Annotated in this window: 16 protein-coding genes; 10 read left to right on the forward strand and 6 right to left on the reverse strand. The window is 60.0% G+C overall.

The annotated features are described in order from the left end of the window. Nucleotides 1-65 precede the first annotated feature (65 nt). The 3 genes from fumC (at nt 66) to AC13RE_RS02620 (ending at nt 4,673) form a co-directional block, all read left to right on the forward strand. Nucleotides 66-1,457, forward strand: a complete 1,392-nt coding sequence (gene fumC, locus AC13RE_RS02610; RefSeq protein WP_488561845.1) for a class II fumarate hydratase — start codon at nt 66-68, stop codon at nt 1,455-1,457. 344 nt (nt 1,458-1,801) lie between these two features. After that, nucleotides 1,802-3,409 carry a fumarate hydratase gene (locus tag AC13RE_RS02615; protein ID WP_488561846.1) on the forward strand — a complete coding sequence of 536 codons (1,608 nt, stop codon included), beginning with the start codon at nt 1,802-1,804 and terminating at the stop codon, nt 3,407-3,409. 196 nt (nt 3,410-3,605) lie between these two features. Next, nucleotides 3,606-4,673, forward strand: a complete 1,068-nt coding sequence (locus AC13RE_RS02620; protein WP_488561847.1) for a GGDEF domain-containing protein — start codon at nt 3,606-3,608, stop codon at nt 4,671-4,673. 54 nt (nt 4,674-4,727) lie between these two features. Here AC13RE_RS02620 and AC13RE_RS02625 read toward each other — a convergent pair whose 3' ends face one another. Both AC13RE_RS02625 and AC13RE_RS02630 read right to left on the reverse strand, forming a co-directional pair. Continuing rightward, nucleotides 4,728-5,336 (reverse strand): pyridoxamine 5'-phosphate oxidase family protein, encoded by a 609-nt coding sequence (locus AC13RE_RS02625; RefSeq protein WP_488561848.1) that lies wholly within the window; start codon nt 5,334-5,336, stop codon nt 4,728-4,730. A 54-nt stretch (nt 5,337-5,390) separates the two neighbouring features. Beyond that, on the reverse strand, nt 5,391-6,356 hold the full coding sequence (locus AC13RE_RS02630) for an alpha/beta hydrolase (RefSeq protein ID WP_488561849.1): 966 nt from the start codon (nt 6,354-6,356) through the stop codon (nt 5,391-5,393). A gap of 45 nt (nt 6,357-6,401) precedes the next feature. Between AC13RE_RS02630 and AC13RE_RS02635 the strand changes: the two genes are divergently transcribed. Further along, entirely contained in the window at nt 6,402-6,887 is a 486-nt protein-coding gene (locus AC13RE_RS02635; protein ID WP_488561850.1) for a MarR family winged helix-turn-helix transcriptional regulator, read from the forward strand. On the opposite strand, the gene AC13RE_RS02640 is transcribed toward AC13RE_RS02635, so the two are convergent. Both AC13RE_RS02640 and AC13RE_RS02645 read right to left on the reverse strand, forming a co-directional pair. Then, on the reverse strand, nt 6,881-8,080 hold the full coding sequence (locus AC13RE_RS02640) for a low temperature requirement protein A (protein WP_488561851.1): 1,200 nt from the start codon (nt 8,078-8,080) through the stop codon (nt 6,881-6,883). The genes AC13RE_RS02635 and AC13RE_RS02640 overlap by 7 nt on opposite strands. A gap of 32 nt (nt 8,081-8,112) precedes the next feature. Then, entirely contained in the window at nt 8,113-8,487 is a 375-nt protein-coding gene (locus AC13RE_RS02645; protein ID WP_488561852.1) for a gamma-butyrobetaine hydroxylase family protein, read from the reverse strand. A gap of 133 nt (nt 8,488-8,620) precedes the next feature. Between AC13RE_RS02645 and moaA the strand changes: the two genes are divergently transcribed. Continuing rightward, nucleotides 8,621-9,670, forward strand: coding sequence for a GTP 3',8-cyclase MoaA (moaA, locus tag AC13RE_RS02650; RefSeq protein WP_488561853.1), 1,050 nt, complete (start codon nt 8,621-8,623; stop codon nt 9,668-9,670). A 21-nt stretch (nt 9,671-9,691) separates the two neighbouring features. Further along, nucleotides 9,692-10,444, forward strand: a complete 753-nt coding sequence (locus AC13RE_RS02655) for an MBL fold metallo-hydrolase (protein ID WP_488561854.1) — start codon at nt 9,692-9,694, stop codon at nt 10,442-10,444. A 103-nt stretch (nt 10,445-10,547) separates the two neighbouring features. Here AC13RE_RS02655 and AC13RE_RS02660 read toward each other — a convergent pair whose 3' ends face one another. Beyond that, nucleotides 10,548-13,097, reverse strand: a complete 2,550-nt coding sequence (locus AC13RE_RS02660) for a methyl-accepting chemotaxis protein (RefSeq protein ID WP_132716831.1) — start codon at nt 13,095-13,097, stop codon at nt 10,548-10,550. A 356-nt stretch (nt 13,098-13,453) separates the two neighbouring features. Between AC13RE_RS02660 and AC13RE_RS02665 the strand changes: the two genes are divergently transcribed. Genes AC13RE_RS02665 through mobB form a run of 3 tightly spaced genes read left to right on the forward strand, consistent with a single transcriptional unit; the run spans nt 13,454 to nt 15,553 of the window. Then, entirely contained in the window at nt 13,454-14,365 is a 912-nt protein-coding gene (locus tag AC13RE_RS02665; RefSeq protein WP_132716832.1) for a DMT family transporter, read from the forward strand. Between the two features lie 10 nt (nt 14,366-14,375). After that, nucleotides 14,376-15,026 (forward strand): molybdenum cofactor guanylyltransferase MobA, encoded by a 651-nt coding sequence (gene mobA, locus AC13RE_RS02670; RefSeq protein WP_488561855.1) that lies wholly within the window; start codon nt 14,376-14,378, stop codon nt 15,024-15,026. Continuing rightward, the gene (gene mobB / locus AC13RE_RS02675) at nt 15,023-15,553 is read left to right on the forward strand and encodes a molybdopterin-guanine dinucleotide biosynthesis protein B (protein WP_488561856.1); all 531 of its coding nucleotides are present in this window, start codon (nt 15,023-15,025) and stop codon (nt 15,551-15,553) included. The genes mobA and mobB overlap by 4 nt, the downstream gene beginning before the upstream one ends. Nucleotides 15,554-15,604: 51 nt before the next feature. Here mobB and AC13RE_RS02680 read toward each other — a convergent pair whose 3' ends face one another. Next, complete coding sequence (locus tag AC13RE_RS02680) at nt 15,605-18,112, reverse strand: OmpA family protein (protein WP_488561857.1); 2,508 nt, start codon at nt 18,110-18,112, stop codon at nt 15,605-15,607. Between the two features lie 368 nt (nt 18,113-18,480). Between AC13RE_RS02680 and AC13RE_RS02685 the strand changes: the two genes are divergently transcribed. Then, nucleotides 18,481-19,263 carry a lysine/arginine/ornithine ABC transporter substrate-binding protein gene (locus tag AC13RE_RS02685; RefSeq protein WP_015340138.1) on the forward strand — a complete coding sequence of 261 codons (783 nt, stop codon included), beginning with the start codon at nt 18,481-18,483 and terminating at the stop codon, nt 19,261-19,263. The last annotated feature ends 102 nt before the right edge of the window (nt 19,264-19,365 follow it).

The following is a 19,365-nucleotide window of genomic DNA, read 5'->3' on the forward strand; positions in this document are numbered from 1 at the left end:
TTCATGAGGCCCTTTCGGACCTATATGAGCTGCTATCCGTCTCAATGGAAAGCAGGACCAGGAAGATGACCTCCACCCGCACCGAAACCGACACATTTGGCCCGATCGAAGTTGCTAGCGACCGCTATTGGGGCGCGCAGGCGCAACGCTCGCTGGGCAATTTCAAGATCGGCTGGGAGAAGCAGCCGCTATCGGTCGTGCGCGCCCTCGGCATCGTCAAGCAGGCGGCCGCACGTGCCAACATGGAGCTCGGCCAGTTGGATCCGACCCTCGGCAAAGCGATAGTTGCGGCGGCGCAGGAAGTCATCGACGGAAAACTCGATGAGCATTTTCCGCTTGTGGTCTGGCAGACCGGCTCGGGCACGCAATCGAACATGAACGCGAATGAAGTGATCTCCAATCGCGCGATCGAAATGCTCGGCGGCGTCATGGGCTCGAAAAAGCCGGTGCATCCGAACGATCACGTCAACATGAGCCAGTCGTCGAACGACACCTATCCGACGGCCATGCACATCGCCTGCGCCGAGCAGATCGTCCATCACCTGCTGCCGGCCCTGCGGCATTTGCATGCTGCTCTGGAAAAGAAGGTGGCCGATTTCGCCCATATCATCAAGATCGGGCGCACTCATACGCAGGATGCAACGCCGCTGACGCTCGGCCAGGAATTCTCCGGCTATGCCGCGCAGGTCGCCTCCTCGATCAAGCGCATCGAGCTGACATTGCCGGGCCTTTGCGAACTCGCCCAGGGCGGCACTGCGGTTGGAACCGGGCTCAATGCACCGATCGGCTTTGCCGAGAAGGTCGCCGACGAGATCGCCAAGATCACTGGCCTGCCCTTCGTTACCGCCCCGAACAAGTTCGAAGCGCTGGCTGCCCATGACTCGATGGTCTTCAGCCACGGAGCCATCAATGCCGCCGCCGCCGCGCTGTTCAAGATCGCCAACGACATCCGCTTGCTCGGCTCCGGTCCGCGCTCGGGCCTTGGGGAACTCTCACTGCCGGAAAACGAGCCAGGCTCGTCGATCATGCCGGGCAAGGTCAATCCGACACAGTGCGAAGCGCTGACGCAGGTCTGCATTCACATCTTCGGCAACAACGCCGCGCTGACCTTTGCGGGCAGCCAGGGGCACTTCGAGCTCAACGTCTATAATCCGATGATGGCTTATAATTTCCTGCAGTCTGTGCAGTTGCTCGGCGACGCCGCAGTCTCCTTTACGGATAATTGCGTCGTCGGTATCGAGGCGCGCGAGGACAACATCAAGGCTGGCCTGGAGCGCTCCCTGATGCTTGTGACGGCACTCGCGCCGAAAATCGGCTACGACAATGCCGCCAAGATTGCCAAGACGGCCCATAAGAACGGCACGACCCTAAAAGAAGAGGCGCTGGCAAGCGGATTGGTGTCTTCGGAAGAATATGACGCCATCGTCCGCCCAGAAACGATGATCGGCCCGAAGTGAACGGTGATCATCAGGCACGTTCGCGTCTGATGCAACGATCTGCCTGGCCCCTCACCCCAGCCCTCTCCCCGCAGGCGGGAAAAGGGAGTTTACCTCGTTAAACAGTGAATCTCCCCTGGCGGAACAACATTGTCTTTGCACGGTCATCCCCTCTCTCCGCATGAGCGGGGAGAGGGCTAGGGTGAGGGGCCGGGCACAAGATCTCAACGTCAAAAGACCCACCCGACCTGCGCATCTCCCATTTTGAGATTTCAACTTGTCAGCCAAACAATTGCTTTTGCCTCAAGCCGGATTTAGATCGTTTCCAAACATCTTCCCCGCCATCCGGCTTGAAAGGTTTCCATATGGCTGACGATCTATTTCCCCTCGGCGACGACACGACCCCTTACCGCAAGATTTCGGGCGACTATGTATCCGTCGACACCTTCAAGGGCCAGGAAATCCTGACCGTCGATCCAGAGGGCATCCGTCTCCTTGCCGAAACGGCTTTTGCCGACATCAACCATCTGCTGCGCCCCGGCCACCTGAAGCAGCTGGCATCGATCCTGGAAGACCCTGAAGCGACCGATAACGACCGCTTCGTCGCCTACGATCTGCTGAAGAATGCCAATATCGCCGCCGGCGGCGTGCTGCCCATGTGCCAGGATACCGGCACCGCCATCATCATGGGCAAGAAGGGCCGCCGCGTCTGGACCGAAGGCGGCGACAGCGGCGCGCTCGCCAAGGGCGTACTCGACGCCTACGAGAAGAAGAATCTGCGCTATTCGCAACTCGCACCGATCAAGATGTTCGAGGAAAGGAATACCAAGAACAACTTGCCCGCACAGATCGATATCTACGAGGAAGGCACCGACGCCTACGAGTTCCTCTTCGTCGCGAAGGGCGGCGGCTCGGCCAACAAGACGTTCCTCTATCAGGGCACGCCGTCGCTTCTGACCCACGATCGCATGCTGGATTTCCTGAAAGAGAAGATCCTGACGCTCGGCACGGCGGCATGTCCGCCCTACCATCTCGCGATCGTCATCGGCGGCACCTCGGCCGAGATGAACCTGAAGACGGTCAAGCTGGCCTCGACGCGGTATCTCGACTGTCTCCCCACGGAAGGTTCCGAAAGCGGACATGCCTTCCGGGATATCGAAATGGAGAAGGAAATCCATAAGCTCACGCAGAGCCTCGGCGTCGGCGCACAGTTCGGCGGCAAATATTTCTGCCATGATGTCCGCGTCATCCGCCTGCCCCGTCATGGCGCATCGTTGCCGATCGGCCTCGGCGTCTCCTGTTCCGCCGACCGCCAGGCGAAAGGCAAAATCACGCGCGACGGCATCTTCATCGAACAGCTGGAGACCGACCCGTCCAAGTACATGCCGGAGATCGACGAAGCCAAGCTCTCGGAATCCATGGTCCGCATCGATCTCAACCGGCCGATGGCGGATATCCTGGCAGAGCTATCGGCGCACCCAGTCAAGACGCGCCTCTCTTTGACCGGCACCATCATCGTCGCGCGCGACCTTGCCCATGCCAAGATCCGCGAACGCCTGGAAAAGGGCGAAGACATGCCGGAATACCTGAAGAACCATCCGGTCTATTATGCCGGCCCGGCAAAGACGCCAGCCGGCTATGCCTCCGGTTCGTTCGGCCCGACGACCGCAGGCCGGATGGACAGTTACGTCGACCAGTTCCAATCCTTCGGCGGCTCCATGGTCATGCTCGCCAAGGGCAACCGCTCGCGTGCCGTACGGGAAGCCTGCAAGACATATGGCGGCTTCTACCTCGGTTCGATCGGCGGGCCGGCTGCCCGCCTTGCCCAGGATTGCATCAAGAAGGTGGAGGTACTCGAATATCCGGAACTTGGCATGGAAGCGGTCTGGAAGATCGAGGTCGAAGATTTTCCCGCCTTTATCGTCATTGACGATAAGGGCAATGATTTCTTTCAGGAACTTAACCTTGGATAGAATAGCTGTTTTGAATTGAGCATATCAAAAGGGGCGCATCGGCGCCCCTTTCTGTAAAACCCTCTTCAATTGTATTATTTTTGAATAAAACCATAGTGTCAGAGGATTTTTCATAATCACATTCTTAATATTTTCTCAAATAATCTTTGCGTAGATAAAGAAGAGATTTAAAAAATACATGTTACGGAGCTCATCGATGAGTACGGCGATTACGCCGAAGGCGCAAATTCCCGACGTGGCAGGGCAAATTACCTACGCCATGCGATCCATGGGGGTCGCACCTATTCCGCGCAATTACGAACTTTTCTACGAAGCTTATATCGGCTCCAATCCCACTCTTACGCGTGAACTGGCAGCTCTGGGCAAAAACGCCACCCAGGAGGAGCTGGACGCGATCGGCGCCAAGTATTTTCCGCATCATGCGGCTCGTGTCTTCGATGAAGCGCATACCCGCCTCGCCTCCGAACTCGATGCCGTCCTGCGCGCCCTGCGTCAGGAACAGACAACACTCGAAAGCTATAACCGCCTGCTCGGCGAAACCAGTGAAAGCATAAGCTCCAGAAGCCACAATAGCGCCGAACTGCTGCGCAGCGCCATTGACATGCTCGCCACAGCGACCGGCGATACGATGGCTCACGGTGAAAAGACCGTCGAGCATGTCGTGGAGCGCAACCAGGAAATGGATCTGGTCCGCAAGGAGTTGGACGAATACAAGCGCATCGCCAACACCGATTCGCTAACCCGGCTTTCCAACCGCCGCGCCTTCGAGGACCGGCTGATCTCCATCTTCGACAACCAGCTTACCCGGCCGACGACCGCTCTGGTTCTTGCCGATATCGATCACTTCAAGCGGGTCAACGACACGTTCGGCCACCCGGTAGGTGACAAGATTCTCGCCACCGTCGCCTCCATCATCCGCGCCAATGTACGTCGCGACGTTTTCGTCGCCCGCGTCGGAGGCGAGGAATTCGCTCTCATTCTGGAAGCCACCAGCATCGAGGAAGTTACGACGGTTTGCGAACGGATCCGTCGCACCCTGGAGGCGACGCCGTTCAAGAATTCGCGCACCAGGGTCGACTATGGTCCGATCACCCTCTCCCTCGGCATCTGCATGGCCTCGGAAGCGGCCGATTCCGGGGAACTGTATAACAAGGCCGATCTGGCGCTTTACTGCGCCAAGAATGCCGGCCGCAATTGCAGCAGCGTCTATCAGGATGGCATGCAGAAGGATTTCACCAAAAGTTGGCTCATCTACAAGAATTAGAAGCGAAGCCAACCAACCGCCGGCGCTGCTTTCCCAGGCATGCCGGCGGCTTGCTTACCAGAGTGTCTTGGCCGCCCGTACGGGCGCCTCGCGATCATAAGTCTCCTGATCGAAATCGGCCTTCGCCGCCTTCAGCATCATACCCGGCGATGGCAGGCTTGCCGGATCGACGAACCGTTCCGCATTCCACAGCTCGGCCCGCATAATCGCCCGCGCGCACTGGAAATAGACTTCCTCGATCGTAATCACGACAACGCAGCGCGGATGCTTGCCATCCATCTCGAAACTGTTGAGCAAGGCCGGGTCGATCGAGACGACTGCTCGACCATTGAGCCGCATCGTCGTATTCGATCCCGGGATGAGAAACATCAGCGCTATGCGCGGATCGCGAACGATATTCGCAAGAGAGTCGACGCGGTTGTTGCCGCGCCAATCCGGCAGATGCAGGGTCTTCTCGTCCTCTACGCGAACGACTCCATCCAAGTCGCCACGCGGTGAGCAATCAAGCCCCTCAGGCCCGACCGTTGCCAGTGCCATGAAGGGCGATGCTTCGATCATTCGGCGATAGAGCGGTGTCAGAACGCTCGTCACCTTAGTGATCGACGCCTCGCCGGCGTCGCCATAGAGCTGCTTCAGTTCCTCGACGGATGTGACGATGTGCATGCGGCCTCACGCTTCTCTGTGGCATTCCACTCGGATCCGGGGCGGCGCAGACTATTATGACGAGCGACGCAGCGGAGTTCGGTAGAACGATAGCACCGTCCCGTCATGATTTTCGAGCGGATTTTCCTTCTGGGTATCTTCGGTAAGGAAGCCCTGGATGGCGTCGAACACGGGTGCGGCGCTGACGATTCGCCGGTGCCCGAAACCATTGGCCCAGAAGAGACGGACATGCGGCCCCTCGGCCGCATAGCCGCGCGCATGATCGGCGCTCACCTCCTTGTCATCCTCGGCATGGATGACGAGAACAGGCCGGCTCGGATCCAGCCGTCCATGTTTCTGGTCATAGGAAACAAGCGTCCTGCCCGTTATCAGGCGAACCTCGTCTTCCAGGGCCGCCTGGGTCGCAGGTCCGAGCCGCATCAGTCGACCGAAATCCTTGAATAGCCAGCCCATGGCGCTCGGCGCACCGATCAACACAAGCTTGCCTGGACGAAGCGGCTCGATATCAGGCAGAAAGCCCGCGGATGCCAGTGCCAGGGATGCCCCACCAAAGGAGTGTCCGATCGCTGCGTCGAAGGCTCCGAAGCGCGCCGACGCCGCCGCGATAGCGGAAACGGCCAAACGCACATTCAGGAACCGACCGGCCGAGCGACCATGGCCGGGCAGATCGAGCGAGATCACTTCTGCCCCACTATCGGCAACGAATGCAGCCAGCTCAGACATGTATTCACTGCTGGAGCCCCAGCCATGGACTACAAGATAGCGTCTGCGCGGCCCCTTGGCGCCGCCATTGAAACGGTAAGCCATGGCGCGGCCGCCGGGAAACGGCAGCATCACCTGCTCCGCTGCAAGGAGACGCTGCCTGCCCTCCATATATGCCGCCTTGGCCTTCGAGCCGCGCGGCCGACGCGATGGCGTCAGACAGAAAAGCCGGAAAGCTGCCTTGCCGGCGAGCCTCGGAGACAGCCTTTCGAGACCGGCGAGACCCGACCGGGTGACCTTGAGCGCAAAGGATGGCATAGTGGGAATCCGATAATGTTCAACTATGAACAATAAAGTACAACGATGAACAAAAATCAATCCCTTCCCTGGGACCATCCGCGTTTTCGAAGCTGGATCGCCGTGGCGCGCGCCTGCCAGCTGATGCAACAATCGCTCGGACGGGCATTGGCCCATCTCGACATCAAGCCTCCACACCTCGACATTCTCGTCAACCTGTTTCGCTTTGAAGGCATTTCCCAGCAGGAGCTCGCCCGCAAGCTATTGGTCGGCCGCTCCAACATGAGCATGCTGTTGCCGCAGATGGAAAAGCGGGGGCTGATCGAACGCCGCGGCGATCGTCTCGACAAGCGGGTGCTCCGCCTCCACCTGACCGAGGAAGGCCGGCGCGTGACGGAAGAGGCCATGACCATCCAGACCACGCTCATCGACCGGATGCTCTCGGATGCGCCAATCGAAGAGTGCGACGCGATCACCGTGCATATGGAGCGCGTCGTCAGCCTCCTGATGCACGAAGAGCGTGAACCACTGGAGCCCGTCGGCGATCAGTGATCGCCGGCTGAGCGTGCCGAAGGAACGACCCGGTTCAACGAGGCGAATTCCCAGATCGCAACGACGACGAGCACGGCCGTCGCCAGAATGCCGAGCTGATAGACCACGACCATCGGCAAGGTAAGAAGCAATAGCGCCAGCCCGACGAGCCCCGCCATATGCGATAGCGGCGGCCGGCCGGTGGTTACCCCTTTGAACCAGAGATTTCCAAGCAGGAAGACCGCCGGTCCACCCAGAATGGCGGCCGCGGCATGCATATCCGCTGCATCATGCGGATGAGCAAAGAGAAATTCATCTCCCACGACGCTCAGGATAATACCGGCCAAGATCGGAATATGCGCGTAGGTGAACGCCTGCCTAGCAAGGCTGCCGGGCGTGTCGTCATGTTCGATACGATGGGCCGCCCTTTCATGACCAAACTGAAAGTAAATCCACCACAGAGCAACCGTGCCGACGAAGGCGGTGATGAACACCGCGACGATCAAGGGCGTCACCGGCTGTTCGGCAAAGGTCTTGCCGGCCTGCAGGACCGCTTCGCCGAGGCAGATGATAATGAAGAGTGCGCAACGTTCGGCCAGATGCGCGCCTGACACATTCCAGTCCGCCGTCGTCGACTTGCCGAGCCCGGGTACCCGGAAGCCAAGCGCTGGAGCCGCATATTCGATGAGGAGCGCGATCAGCCAGAATATGATGCGCATTTCCCCTTCCATCAGGGCGCCTGATATCCAGAAGATGCCGGACAGGATCAGCCAGCTGGTGATGCGCAGGAAATTGCGATGGTTGGCAGCGCTGGCATTCTTGAGGGCGTAGACGGTGAACAGCGAACGGCCCACCTGCATGAAGACGTAGGCGCCGGCAAAGAAAATCGCCTTCTCGCCGAAGGCCTCGGGGATAGCAGCGGAAAGGATAAGTCCCGCAAACATCAGCGTAAACAGCATGATGCGCACAGGCATGCGGTCCGGATCGAGCCAGTTCGTCACCCAGGCGGTGAAAACCCAAACCCACCATACCGCGAAGATCAGCATGATGGCCTCGAGCGCCCCTAATGGGGTGAAATGCTCGGCCAGCGCATGCGCAAGCTGCGAGATCGAGAAAACGAAAACCAGATCGAAAAACAGCTCGACGAAGGAAACCTTGCTCTCGTTCTTGCTGCCCTTGGCGCGAAGCCAGTTTTCCCTACCACCAAGGATCATACTTTGCGTCCCCTGTCCGTCACTGGAATTTGCTAGCGCGGCTTTCCAACCGGGTCGCGGCTGAGACCCTTTTCCTTCAGCTCAGCCTCGTAGGCCGCGAAAAGCTCCTGGCCCTTTTCTCCAAGCTCGCGCAGATAGGACCATGTGAAAATGCCGGTATCGTGCATGTCGTCGAAGCCGATGCGAACGGCATAGTTGCCGGTTGGCGTCATCGACATGATGCCGACGTTGCGCTTGCCCGGTACGGTAACCTTCTGTCCCGGTCCATGTCCCTGGACCTCCGCGGAGGGAGACAGCACCCGCAGCATCTCCGCCGGTAAGTCGAAGCTCGCGCCGTTGTCGAACGTCACCAACAGGTGATGGCGATCCTTAGAGACCCGCAATTCGGTCGGCCAAACGTCACTCATCGATTTTCCCATGTCCTTCAGCGTCTTTTCGAGAATTATGCCGCGACAGGTCTACACGCAAGTATAATTGAAAGTCATTTTCCTTGACGCAACAATCGCCTATGCACACATTAGTGACCTGACGGAGGTTCGAGTGAATAGCATAATTGGCACGATAGGCGGCGCATCGCCGCTGGCAGCAGATACTGGCCCGATGATCGACCCCTTTGGGCGTGCGGTCACCTATCTCCGCGTTTCCGTCACCGACCGCTGTGATTTCCGCTGCACCTACTGCATGGCCGAGCACATGACCTTCCTGCCGAAGAAGGATCTGCTGACGCTCGAGGAGCTCGACCGGCTCTGTTCCGCCTTCATCGCCAAGGGCGTGCGCAAGATCAGGCTCACCGGCGGCGAACCTCTGGTGCGCAAGAACATCATGTTTCTGGTCCGCAAGCTCGGTGAGAGCGTGAAAAATGGCGCGCTTGACGAATTGACCCTGACGACAAACGGCTCGCAGCTCGCCCGCCATGCCGAAGAGCTTTACGATAGCGGCGTCCGGCGCATCAACGTGTCGCTCGATACACTGGATCCTGATAAATTCCGCACGATCACCCGCTGGGGAGATTTCTCCAAGGTGATGGAAGGCATCGACGCAGCGCAGAAAGCCGGTCTGAAGATCAAGCTCAACGCCGTCGCGCTCAAAGGCTTCAACGATACCGAAATTCCCGACCTGCTACGGTTCGCGCATGGTCGCGGCATGGACCTGACCGTCATCGAGACCATGCCCATGGGCGAGATCGACGAAGACCGCACCGACCAGTATCTCCCGCTCTCCCAGTTGCGCACCGATCTCGAGCGTGAGTTCACGCTGGTGGACATTCCCTACCAGACGGGCGGCCCTGCCCGTTACGTCGAAGTCGCCGAAACCGGCGGTCGCCTCGGCTTCATCACGCCCATGACCCATAATTTCTGCGAGAGCTGCAATCGCGTAAGGCTCACCTGCACGGGCACGCTCTATATGTGCCTCGGGCAAAACGACGCGGCCGACCTGCGCACGGCGTTGCGCGCAAGCGAGGATGACGCCCTGCTCCATGCAGCGATAGACGAAGCCATCACCCGCAAGCCGAAGGGTCATGATTTCATCATCGACCGCACGCACAACCGTCCGGCAGTCGGTCGCCACATGAGCGTCACCGGCGGCTAAATCCCACCGAGAACATCAAATATGCAGCTTGAGCTTATTCGCAATGCGACGCTGAAGGTCACCTATGGCGGCCATATTCTGCTGATCGACCCTTACTTTGCACCGCGCCACAGTCTCCCGTCCTTCACCGGCCGCTCTCCCAATCCGATGACGGAACTGCCGCGTTCGATCGACGACATTCTCCAGGGCGTCGAGCTGGTGATCGTATCGCATCTCCATACCGATCATTTCGATGCCGTGGCGAAGGAGCGCGTGCCGAAAACACTGCCGATCCTTTGCCAACCCGGTGACGAAGGACGTATCCGCGACGCGGGATTCGCAAACGTCACGCCCCTCACGCAATCGGTCGTTTGGCAAGGCGTAACAATCACGCCGCGGCAAGGCAGCCACGGCGTTGGGTCAGTGGTGGAAAAAATGGGGCCGGTCATCGGCCTCACGCTGGAAGCTGTCAGCGAACCCACCGTCTATTGGGCTGGCGATACCGTGCTTTACCCTCCGGTCGCCGAAACGATCCGTGAATTCTCCCCCGATATCATCGTCACCCATTCCTGCGGCGCCCGTTGGGATGGCGACCTGATCGTCATGGACGACAAACAGACACTCGAAGTCAGCCGCCTCGCCCCGCAAGCAACCATCGTCGCAACTCACATGGAAGCACTCGATCACGCGACCATCACGCGCCAGGATCTTCGCCAAACCGCAGAGGCAGGCGGTCTCGATCCCTCGCGGCTGCTCATTCCCGCCGATGGCGAGACGCTCCATCTCGGACAGTAATTCGCTCGCAATTCAGTAATTGGAAAACAGACTTCAATGGAAAAGCGCCGGACCGTTGGCCCGGCGCTTTTCGATTCATGATAGTCTTTCCATCGATGCAGCCTTACGCGGCGCGGTAACGTGCATCCGCATTGCCATAGCTCGCATGCTCCGCCTCGCCATCGCCGGTGCGGAAGCGATCGATCTTTTCCGAAAGCATGTCCACGCGCTGACGCAGGCCGTGGATCTCCGCATTGTTCTCCTCGACCATCGCCGCGTTCCGCTGCGTAATTAGCTCGACTTCGGAAACCGCGCGGGTGACTTCCTCGATACCGGTCGATTGCTCGGTGGTCGCCGACGAAATGTCGGCAACGAGCCTCTGAACGCCGGTGACGTGGTTGATGATCTCGGTCAGAGCTGCGCCGGTCTGCTCGACCAGATGAACGCCGTTCCGCACCTGGGTGGAGCTTGCGGAAATCAAGCCCTTGATCTCCTTTGCCGCATTGGCGCAGCGCTGCGCAAGTTCACGCACCTCCTGAGCGACAACAGCAAAGCCGCGGCCGGCCTCACCGGCACGGGCTGCCTCGACACCGGCATTCAGAGCAAGGAGGTTGGTCTGGAAGGCGATCTCGTCGATGACCCCGATGATAGTGGCGATCTTCTCCGACGAACGGTTGATCTCGCTCATGGCGCCCACAGCCTTGGCGACGACTTCGCCCGATTGGGTCGCATAGGCCTGCGTCTCGTTGACGGAGGTCGCCGTTTGCCGTGCACGATCGGCGGTCGAGCGCACAACGTCGCTGAGACGATGCAGTGCCCGCGAGCTTTCCTCGAGGGCGGCAGCCTGCTGCTCGGTGCGCCGAGCGAGGTCGTCGGCCGACATGGCAAGATTGCCGGTGCCGCCCTTGATCTCCTCGGCCGTGTAGCGCACGTCCGTCAGGGTCTCACGCAGCGCCTCGACCGCGTGATTGTAGGTGAAGGCCATTTCCACGAAGTCAGCCGAAAGGTCCTCGCGCATTCCCTCTTCCAGATTGCCGTCGGCAAGCTTGGCGAGAACGTCGGCCAGCGCATTGAGTGCCTGCTTCTGCTCGGCTTCGATGCGGGCACGCTCGGCGGCGCGACGGGCAGCCTCTTCCGCAGAGAGCGCACGGGCGCTTTCGGCTTCCCGCTCCAGCCGGACATTTTCAAGCGCGGCATCGCGGAAGACGCTGACGGAGCGTACCATGTCGCCGATCTCATCGCCGCGATTGCGGCCGTCGATCGCGACTTCCAGGTCGCCGCTCGCAAGGCGCGTCATCACGTCGGCGACGCGCTTCAGCGGACCGCGCAGGGTTTCTACGAGCATGAGGCCGCCGATGATGGCAAGCAGCGTACCAACGATCATGGCGATGACCGAGACGTTGGCCGAACGCTCGCTGTCTTCCTTGCCAAGTTCCTGTGCCTGAGCAACGAAGCCACGCAGCGAGGTCATCGCATCGGCGAGCAAGGTGTTGGACTGAACACGCGTCGTCTTCCAGTCGGCTGCCGTCTGCAGCAGGTCGGCCGATCCATTGGTCAAGCCCTCGATCAGCGGCTTCATGTGAGCCGCAAAATCACGCATGGTGGCGTTGGTCGGGCCGAGCTCCGAAATCCTTGCAGCTATGCTCTGCAGATCCTTGAGATCCGCAAGCACCGGTTCGCGTGAGGCGGCATCGCGAACGTTTTCCATGCGCGAGGCATGCAATATCAGGCGATCGACCAGACTAAGCGCCTGATCTACATGATCCAGAAGCTCCTTCTGGCCGTCGATGATCTTGTCGAGGCTGACGAAACGATCGGCGGCGGTATCGCTGTTCTTGGCAGACTGCAGGGTCATCTCGCCCTCGATCTTCACGAAGCTCTGCAGGATCGGCCCCATCGCCTCGACCTTCTGGTCCGGCGTGCCGGATCCCTTCAATACCGCATCGAGCTTGTCGGCCGCATCGGAGGCATTGGCGACGAGGCTGGCGCCGCGCTTGGAAACTAGTGCCTTGGAAACCGTCACCTGCTTCAGGATAGCGTCCGCATAGGTGCGCGCGTCTGAAATCTCCTCGGTGGAATCGGCAGCCATCTGCACCTGGATGCGCAGATTGCTCATCTTCTCCGACAGGCCCTTATAGGCCGCAGCATCGTAGAGCAGTTCCTTGGCGAAGGTTTCCTTGTCGCTGAAATCCTTGCGGATGATGTCGATCTGCTTACCGGCGGCCTTGGCGGTCGCCTCAATATTCTGCACCGCCTTCCGGATGGCTTCGACATCGCTGTCCTGCTTCTGTCTGATAGACCAGAGCGTCGCTTCCTGCGTGCGCATCTTGGCGGCAAGCTCGGTGACCGGAATGATCTTGGCGCGCTGATCGTCACTGAGCAGCCCACTTAAGCGACGGACGCCCTGTTCCTGCGCGTCGATCTTGGCGGCCAATGTCTGGCGCGTGTCATCAGAAGGTGAACCCGTGAATTCCTGCAGGGCGGCCTGAAGGTTCTCGAAATCGCTGATATTCTCGATCGTGGCGCGCGTCACGGTCATATGACCGTTCAGAATATTGGCCGTGTGATAGCCCACCAGGCCGACGCCGGCGATCAGAACCACCAGAGGCACCACGAAAATAAGGACTTTGGTGACAATCCTGCGGCCTTGCAAAAGACGATCAATGAAAAACATACGGCGCCTCAACTGGATTATTAAAAATCTCCAGCGAAGGCGGGATCGTCATTCCTGCTGCGCTGCGGTAAGGGCTTCTGCCTCATGCAAAACCGCTGAGAGCCTCGGGAAATAAGATTGAATAAGCATTAATCGCCTGCCTAAAAGCCTCTGCAACGTCAAAAAAACTGCAACCACTGTATCATTCCGCGACCACAGCGCGAAAAATTACGTCACTGAATGACAAATATCCCGCAATGCACAATCGAATTTGACCGCCGCTCAAACGAATTCAACTTCGGCCGAAACACAGCCGATTCCAATTTGCTGAAAACGGCGCTAATCCAGACGGGTATATCGGGGGACTCATCTTTCTCATGCGACTGACCAAGAATACGCAGGGCGCACTCTTCATGGCGGCCTCCATGGCCGGCTTCTCCTGCAGCGATGCGTTATCCAAGACTGTTATCGCTACGATGAACGCAGGCGAGATCATCTTCATCCGCGGCTTGTTCACGAGTTTTTTTGTGTATCTGCTTGCCCGTCGAATGGGCGCTCTGCGCAATTGGCGCGTCATCCTGCAGCCGATGATTGCGCTGCGCATCGCCTGCGAAGCTCTGGCGGCAGCAACCTACATCACTGCTCTTGGAATGATGCCCATCGCCAATGCCTCCGCTATCCAGCAAGCTGTTCCGCTTGCCGTGACACTTGGCGCGATGATTTTCTTGAAGGAGCCTGTGGGATGGAGGCGATGGACGGCCATTGCCGTCGGCTTCGTCGGCGTGCTGATCATCATCAGACCCGGCCGTGACGGGTTCACGACGGCGGCCCTCCTTGCTATCGCCTGCATGTTTGCGACCGCCGCCCGCGATCTGGCGACACGCTGTATAGACAAGGACGTGCCGTCGCTGATGGTCACGCTCTGCACCGCAATTTCCATATCCATATTCGGAGCATTGTGCATCATCCCCTTCGGCGGCTGGCAGCCGGCGAGCACGACGTCGCTCCTGCAGATCCTGCTGGCCTCCGTTCTGGTGCTGATCGGCTACCAGGGCGTCATATTGGCCATGCGCACGGGCGAAATCTCTTTCGTCGCGCCGTTCCGTTATCTCAGTCTCATCTGGTCGGCTCTGCTCGGATTGATCGCCTTCGGCGAATTGCCGGACGGATGGTCTGTCTTCGGTGCAGCCGTTGTCATTGCCTCCGGTATCTATACTTTCTATCGCGAAAGCAGACGGCGGGCGGCCGAGCCTGTCGCGCAGGAATCAGAACCCCGCGTTCCCGCCTGAGGTCGCAATCATGTCCGACTTCGTCCCCAACCCGGAAGATATTCCCGTCGTTTTGCTCGCCGGCGGCCGTTCCAGCCGCATGGGCGCAAACAAGGCCTTTGCGCTGCTCGCCGGCGAAAGCTTGATCGCTCGTATCGCGTCGAAGATCGGGCAACGGCAGCTCAAACCGATCGCACTGAATGCGGATGCCGATTGGCCTGACGCCATGGGGATGCGGCTCATTCCGGATAGAACTCCCGGTAAATTGGGGCCGCTTGCAGGTGTGCTTGCCGCGCTGCAGGATGCGCAATTGCGTCACCCTGAGGTCTCGCACATCGCCACCATCCCCATCGACACCCCGTTCTTTCCTTCCGATCTTGTCGCGCGCCTTGCCCATGTCATTCATGGCCCCGATGAGATTGCCATTGCCGCATCACTCGGCCGGGATCATCCTGTTTTCGGTCTCTGGCCCGTCTCAGCCACCGCCGATCTGAAACTATGGATCTCCTCCGACGACAAACGGCGCGTCAGGGATTTCCTCGCTCGACATAAGGTGCGGCGGGTGGAATTCCCGGCGGTCGAAACGGCAATCGGGCCTCTCGATCCCTTCTTCAACATCAATACGCCAGCCGATCTCGCCGAAGCGGAGACATGGCTGGCAGCTTTGGAAGACATGTCATGACGAAATCTCGGCCCAAAATCTTCGGCATTGCCGGCTGGAAGAATTCCGGCAAGACGGGGCTTGCCGTGAGGCTGGTGACGGAGTTCACCCAGCGCGGCTATCGCATCTCGACCATCAAGCATGCGCATCATGATTTCGATATAGACAAGGTCGGCGCCGACAGCTTTCGCCATCGCGAGGCGGGCGCGCATGAAGTCACCATCGTCTCCGGCACGCGCTATGCCATCATGCACGAATTGCGCGGCGCCGCCGAACCGAGCTTCGAAGAAATACTGGCGCGTCTCGCCCCCTGCGACCTTGTCTTGATCGAGGGTTACAAGCGCGAACCCATCCCGAAAATCGAGGCGCGCCGGCTGGAAGCGGCTAAGCGCGAACCGCTCGCCCCACAGGACCCTCACATCGTCGCTATCGCCGCCGACCATCCGGTGGAAGATGCCGCTCCGCTCGCTGTTTTCGACCTCAACGACACTCTCGCCATCGCCGACTTCATCGCCGCGAAAGTCGGCCTTGGCAAACCGACGAAATAGAAAGGCCGCCGGTTTCCCGGCGGCCCCTGCTATCAAGCTGTAAGCCATTTCTTACTGGTTCGATGCGACCGGGCGCACCAGCGGCGTGATGCGGCGGATCGTGACGCGGCGGTTTTCTTGCGACGGACCGAGCGTATTCACCTTGAGATACTGCTCGCCATAGCCCTGGGTGACCAGGTTTTCGGCAGGAATGCCGTAGACATCCGTCAGCACGTTGGCGACCGATTCCGCGCGTTGGTCCGACAGGATCAGATTGCTCTGGGCCGAACCCACCGCATCCGTATGGCCCTCGATCAGGAAGGTTTCCGTCGGATCACGCTTGATGATCTTCAACATGCCATCGGCGACACCGCGAAGGCTGCTCGCTTGCGACATCGGAATCTCGGCGCTGCCCGTCGCGAAGGTGATCGTGTCGAGGTCGATACGGCGGATCTTGTCGCGGATACGAGCCGAATAGCGGACTTCGTTGACCGAATAGATACGTTCGACCGGCTCGACCGGCGGCTCACGCAGGAAGTCGTAATAGTCGGCATTGCGGTTCGATGCCGTATCGATGATGTACTGGCTCAGCGGAATGAGCAGTCGCATCGGCGGCAGATCTTCACCCGGATCGCGGTAGTAGTCGTCATTGTCGGGACGATTTTCCAGTTCCGGCGAGTAGAACAGCACATATTCGCGACCGCTGGAGTCAATGCGCGAGCGCTGGATGATGTCGCCGTAGCGGTTGCGGATCGTGATGACGCGATCACCATCGGGCTGATCGATCGTCTCGCGGTAGCGGTCACGCGGCAGCTGTTCGTAGACCGGGCGCTCGCCGCCTCGAATGAAGCGCTCGCTGTCATCGTGACGAACGACATAGGTGTTGTCGACGTTGACGATGGTTCGGTTGTCCTGATTGATGATGGTCTGCACCGTCGTTCCCTGTGGCGGGGCGAAGTCCGGCCGGCGATCGATGCGACGACCCTGCTCGCTGGTTACGGCTTCCATCTTGACCGGAGGTTGCTGCTGAGCGCCGGCTGTCGCGCGCTGCGCCTCAGCGTCGGAGGTCGGCGGCTTGGTGTAAGCCGGTGGCGGCTGCTGGGCCGGGGCGGTCTGGGCCTGCCCGCTCTGCGGAGCCTGACCCGCCTGTCCGCGACCACCCTGGGCGCCTGGGGCAGCGGGATTTTGCCCGTTGTTCAGATGCTCGCCACGACGAACCGCATCCTTCTGGCTGTCCAGAACCGCGCTTCCGTTTTCGACGGGCAGGATGACGGGACCATTGGCAGAGGCGGGATTCTCCGCGATCTTCTTACGGCGCTCCAGTTCCTGCGGCGAGACCTGCTCGGCCGGAGGCAGCTTAATTTCGCCAGCCTGCTGGCCATTGCCGTTGGCGGCGGGAGCCGTTGCACCAGCTTGAGCGGGCGTCGCAGCGCCATTGGCCGGTTGCTGCTTGCCAGGCTGCGGCGTTGCCGGATTGCCAGCTTGTGCTGGTTGTCCTTGCGGTGTGCCCTGCTGGGCCGGCTGCTGCGGATTGGCCGCGGGCTGCTCGCCCTGCTGCTGGTTCTGCGGCTGTTTGCCGTGGGTCTTGTCCCCACCCTGCTTCTGCCCCTGCGTAGCGCCGGGGGTAGCAGGCGTTCCGGGCTGTGCCTGCGTCTGAGGCTGCGTTCCCGGCTGTGCCTTTTGTCCCTGGGCAGGTTCACCGGCCGGTGCCGGCTGCTGCTCGGCAGGCTGCTTCGCCGGAGCTTCGGTCTGACCTTGCGGCTTGGGGTGGGCGTTCTGTTCGGGCTGCGCCTGCTTTCCAGGCTGGGCCTCCTGATTCGGCTGTTCGCCCGCCGCGGGAGCCTGCTTCTCGGCCGGCGCCGGCTGCTGCGCCTTCGAACCAGGCTTGGCCTTCGGCGGCTGTGCTTCCGGCTGCGCTTCCGTTGCAGGCTGCTGCTCTGCCTTCGGCTGCGGCGCTTCGGCCGGCTGCTGCTTTTGCGGCTTCGGTTGCTCTTGCTCCACAGGCTGCTTGGCTTCGGGCTGCTTGACCTTCGGCTTCGGCTGCGGTGCTTCCGGCTCTGCCTGGGGAGCGACAGCCTTAGGCTGCGGTTTGGCTTCGGGCTGTGTCTGAGGCTGCTCTTCGGCCGGTTGCTGGCGCTGCTTTTTCGGCTCGGGGGGAGCCTCTGCGGCCGGCTGTTGCTTCTGCGGCTTCGGCTGCTCCTGCTCGGCGGGCTGCTGATGGTCGGCCTTCGGCGGTTGCGCTTGCGGCTGCTTCGGCGCCTTCTGCTGCGGCTCACCCTCGGGCTCAGCCTGCTTCATCTGGTGCTGCTGCTCGCCGCCACCCTGATGCTTCTGGCCCTCCCCGCCTTCGGCAGGCTTCTTGTGCTTGAGCTGCTCTTCATCGGGCTGAGCTGCCGGCGCCTCCTGCTGCGCCACCTCGAAACTTGTATCTGCAGCAGTCGCGGCTACGCCGACGAGGCCATTGCTAAGCGGTGCGATGGGCTGTTCACGAAGGGCCGCGGCTGCTGCCGGCTCGAAGGCGAGCGATAGCGAAAGCAGCGGAAACGCGGCGCTGGCAAATAGTCTGGATCGCTTTCCCATAGGGGTCTCCTCTTATGATCTTTGTCCGCCGAATTGCGAATCTGAGCGGCAAGGCGATTGCCTCAGGAACCCGGCCAATTTTCGGTTCTCATGAGGCTGAATCGCGGCAAGCCGCTATATGTTCCCGCACTATTAGGTTGCCGTAATTAACCCTGCCTGAACGCAATGGATGGCTTACATTCAGATTTACCTGTGTAGCGCGTGCATTACGGCGGCATTGCGCAAAGGCAGATTGCCTTTGTAATTCCAGTTGCATTTTCCCAAAAAAAAGTACGAATATCGCCGCGAGGCGGGCCACCGGCCCGCTCCACTCGAGCCGTCTGCCAAAAACAATAATGGGCTGCCGGCCACCAACAGAGAGGGTCAATATGCGCATCTCCACTCGTCTTATTGCCGCCGCGTCCTTCGCCGCAATGTCGCTCGTCGCCGGTGCGGCGCTTGCCGACGGCGACACGATCGTCTTCGGCACGGACGCGACCTACCCGCCTTTCGAATCGCTTGACGCCGGCGGCAAGTTCACCGGCTTCGACATCGATATAACCAATGCGCTTTGCGATCACATGAAGGTCAAGTGCACCTTCGTAAACCAGGATTTCGACGGCATCATTCCCGCCCTGCAGGCCAAGAAGTTCGACGCGATCATCTCGTCCATGTCGATCACACCCGAGCGCGAGAAGATCGTCGACTTCACCAACAAGATTTACAACACGCCGCCGGCAATCGCCATTCCGAAGGACTCCACTCTCAAGGAAGCGACCGATGAAGCCCTGAAGGGCAAGACAATCGGCGCACAGTCCTCCACGACGCATGCCAACTATGCGTCCGCCCACCTGAAGGATGCCGAGCTCAAGCTCTATCCGTCGGCTGACGAATACAAGCTCGACCTCAGCAACGGCCGTATCGATGCCGCCATCGACGACGTCGTCGTGCTGTCCGAATGGGTGAAGTCCGATGCAGGCAACTGCTGCAAAATGCTCGGTACGCTGAAAAGCGACCCGGTCATCAACGGCGTCGGTGCAGGCATCGCCATCCGCAAGGGCGATGCGGCCCTCAAGGATAAGCTGAACGCCGCGATCGCTGCGATCCGCGCTGACGGCACCTACAAGAAGATCCAGGATAAGTATTTCGATTTCGACGTCTACGGCGATTGATCGCCCGTCGATTCCCTGGGAAAAGACGACGGCGGAAGCTTGCCCTTCCGCCGTTTTTGTTTGACAACGAGATGAATATAAGCAGAAACGCGGCAAAAGCCG

The organism is Martinezella sp. CNPSo 3959, assembly GCF_057784355.1.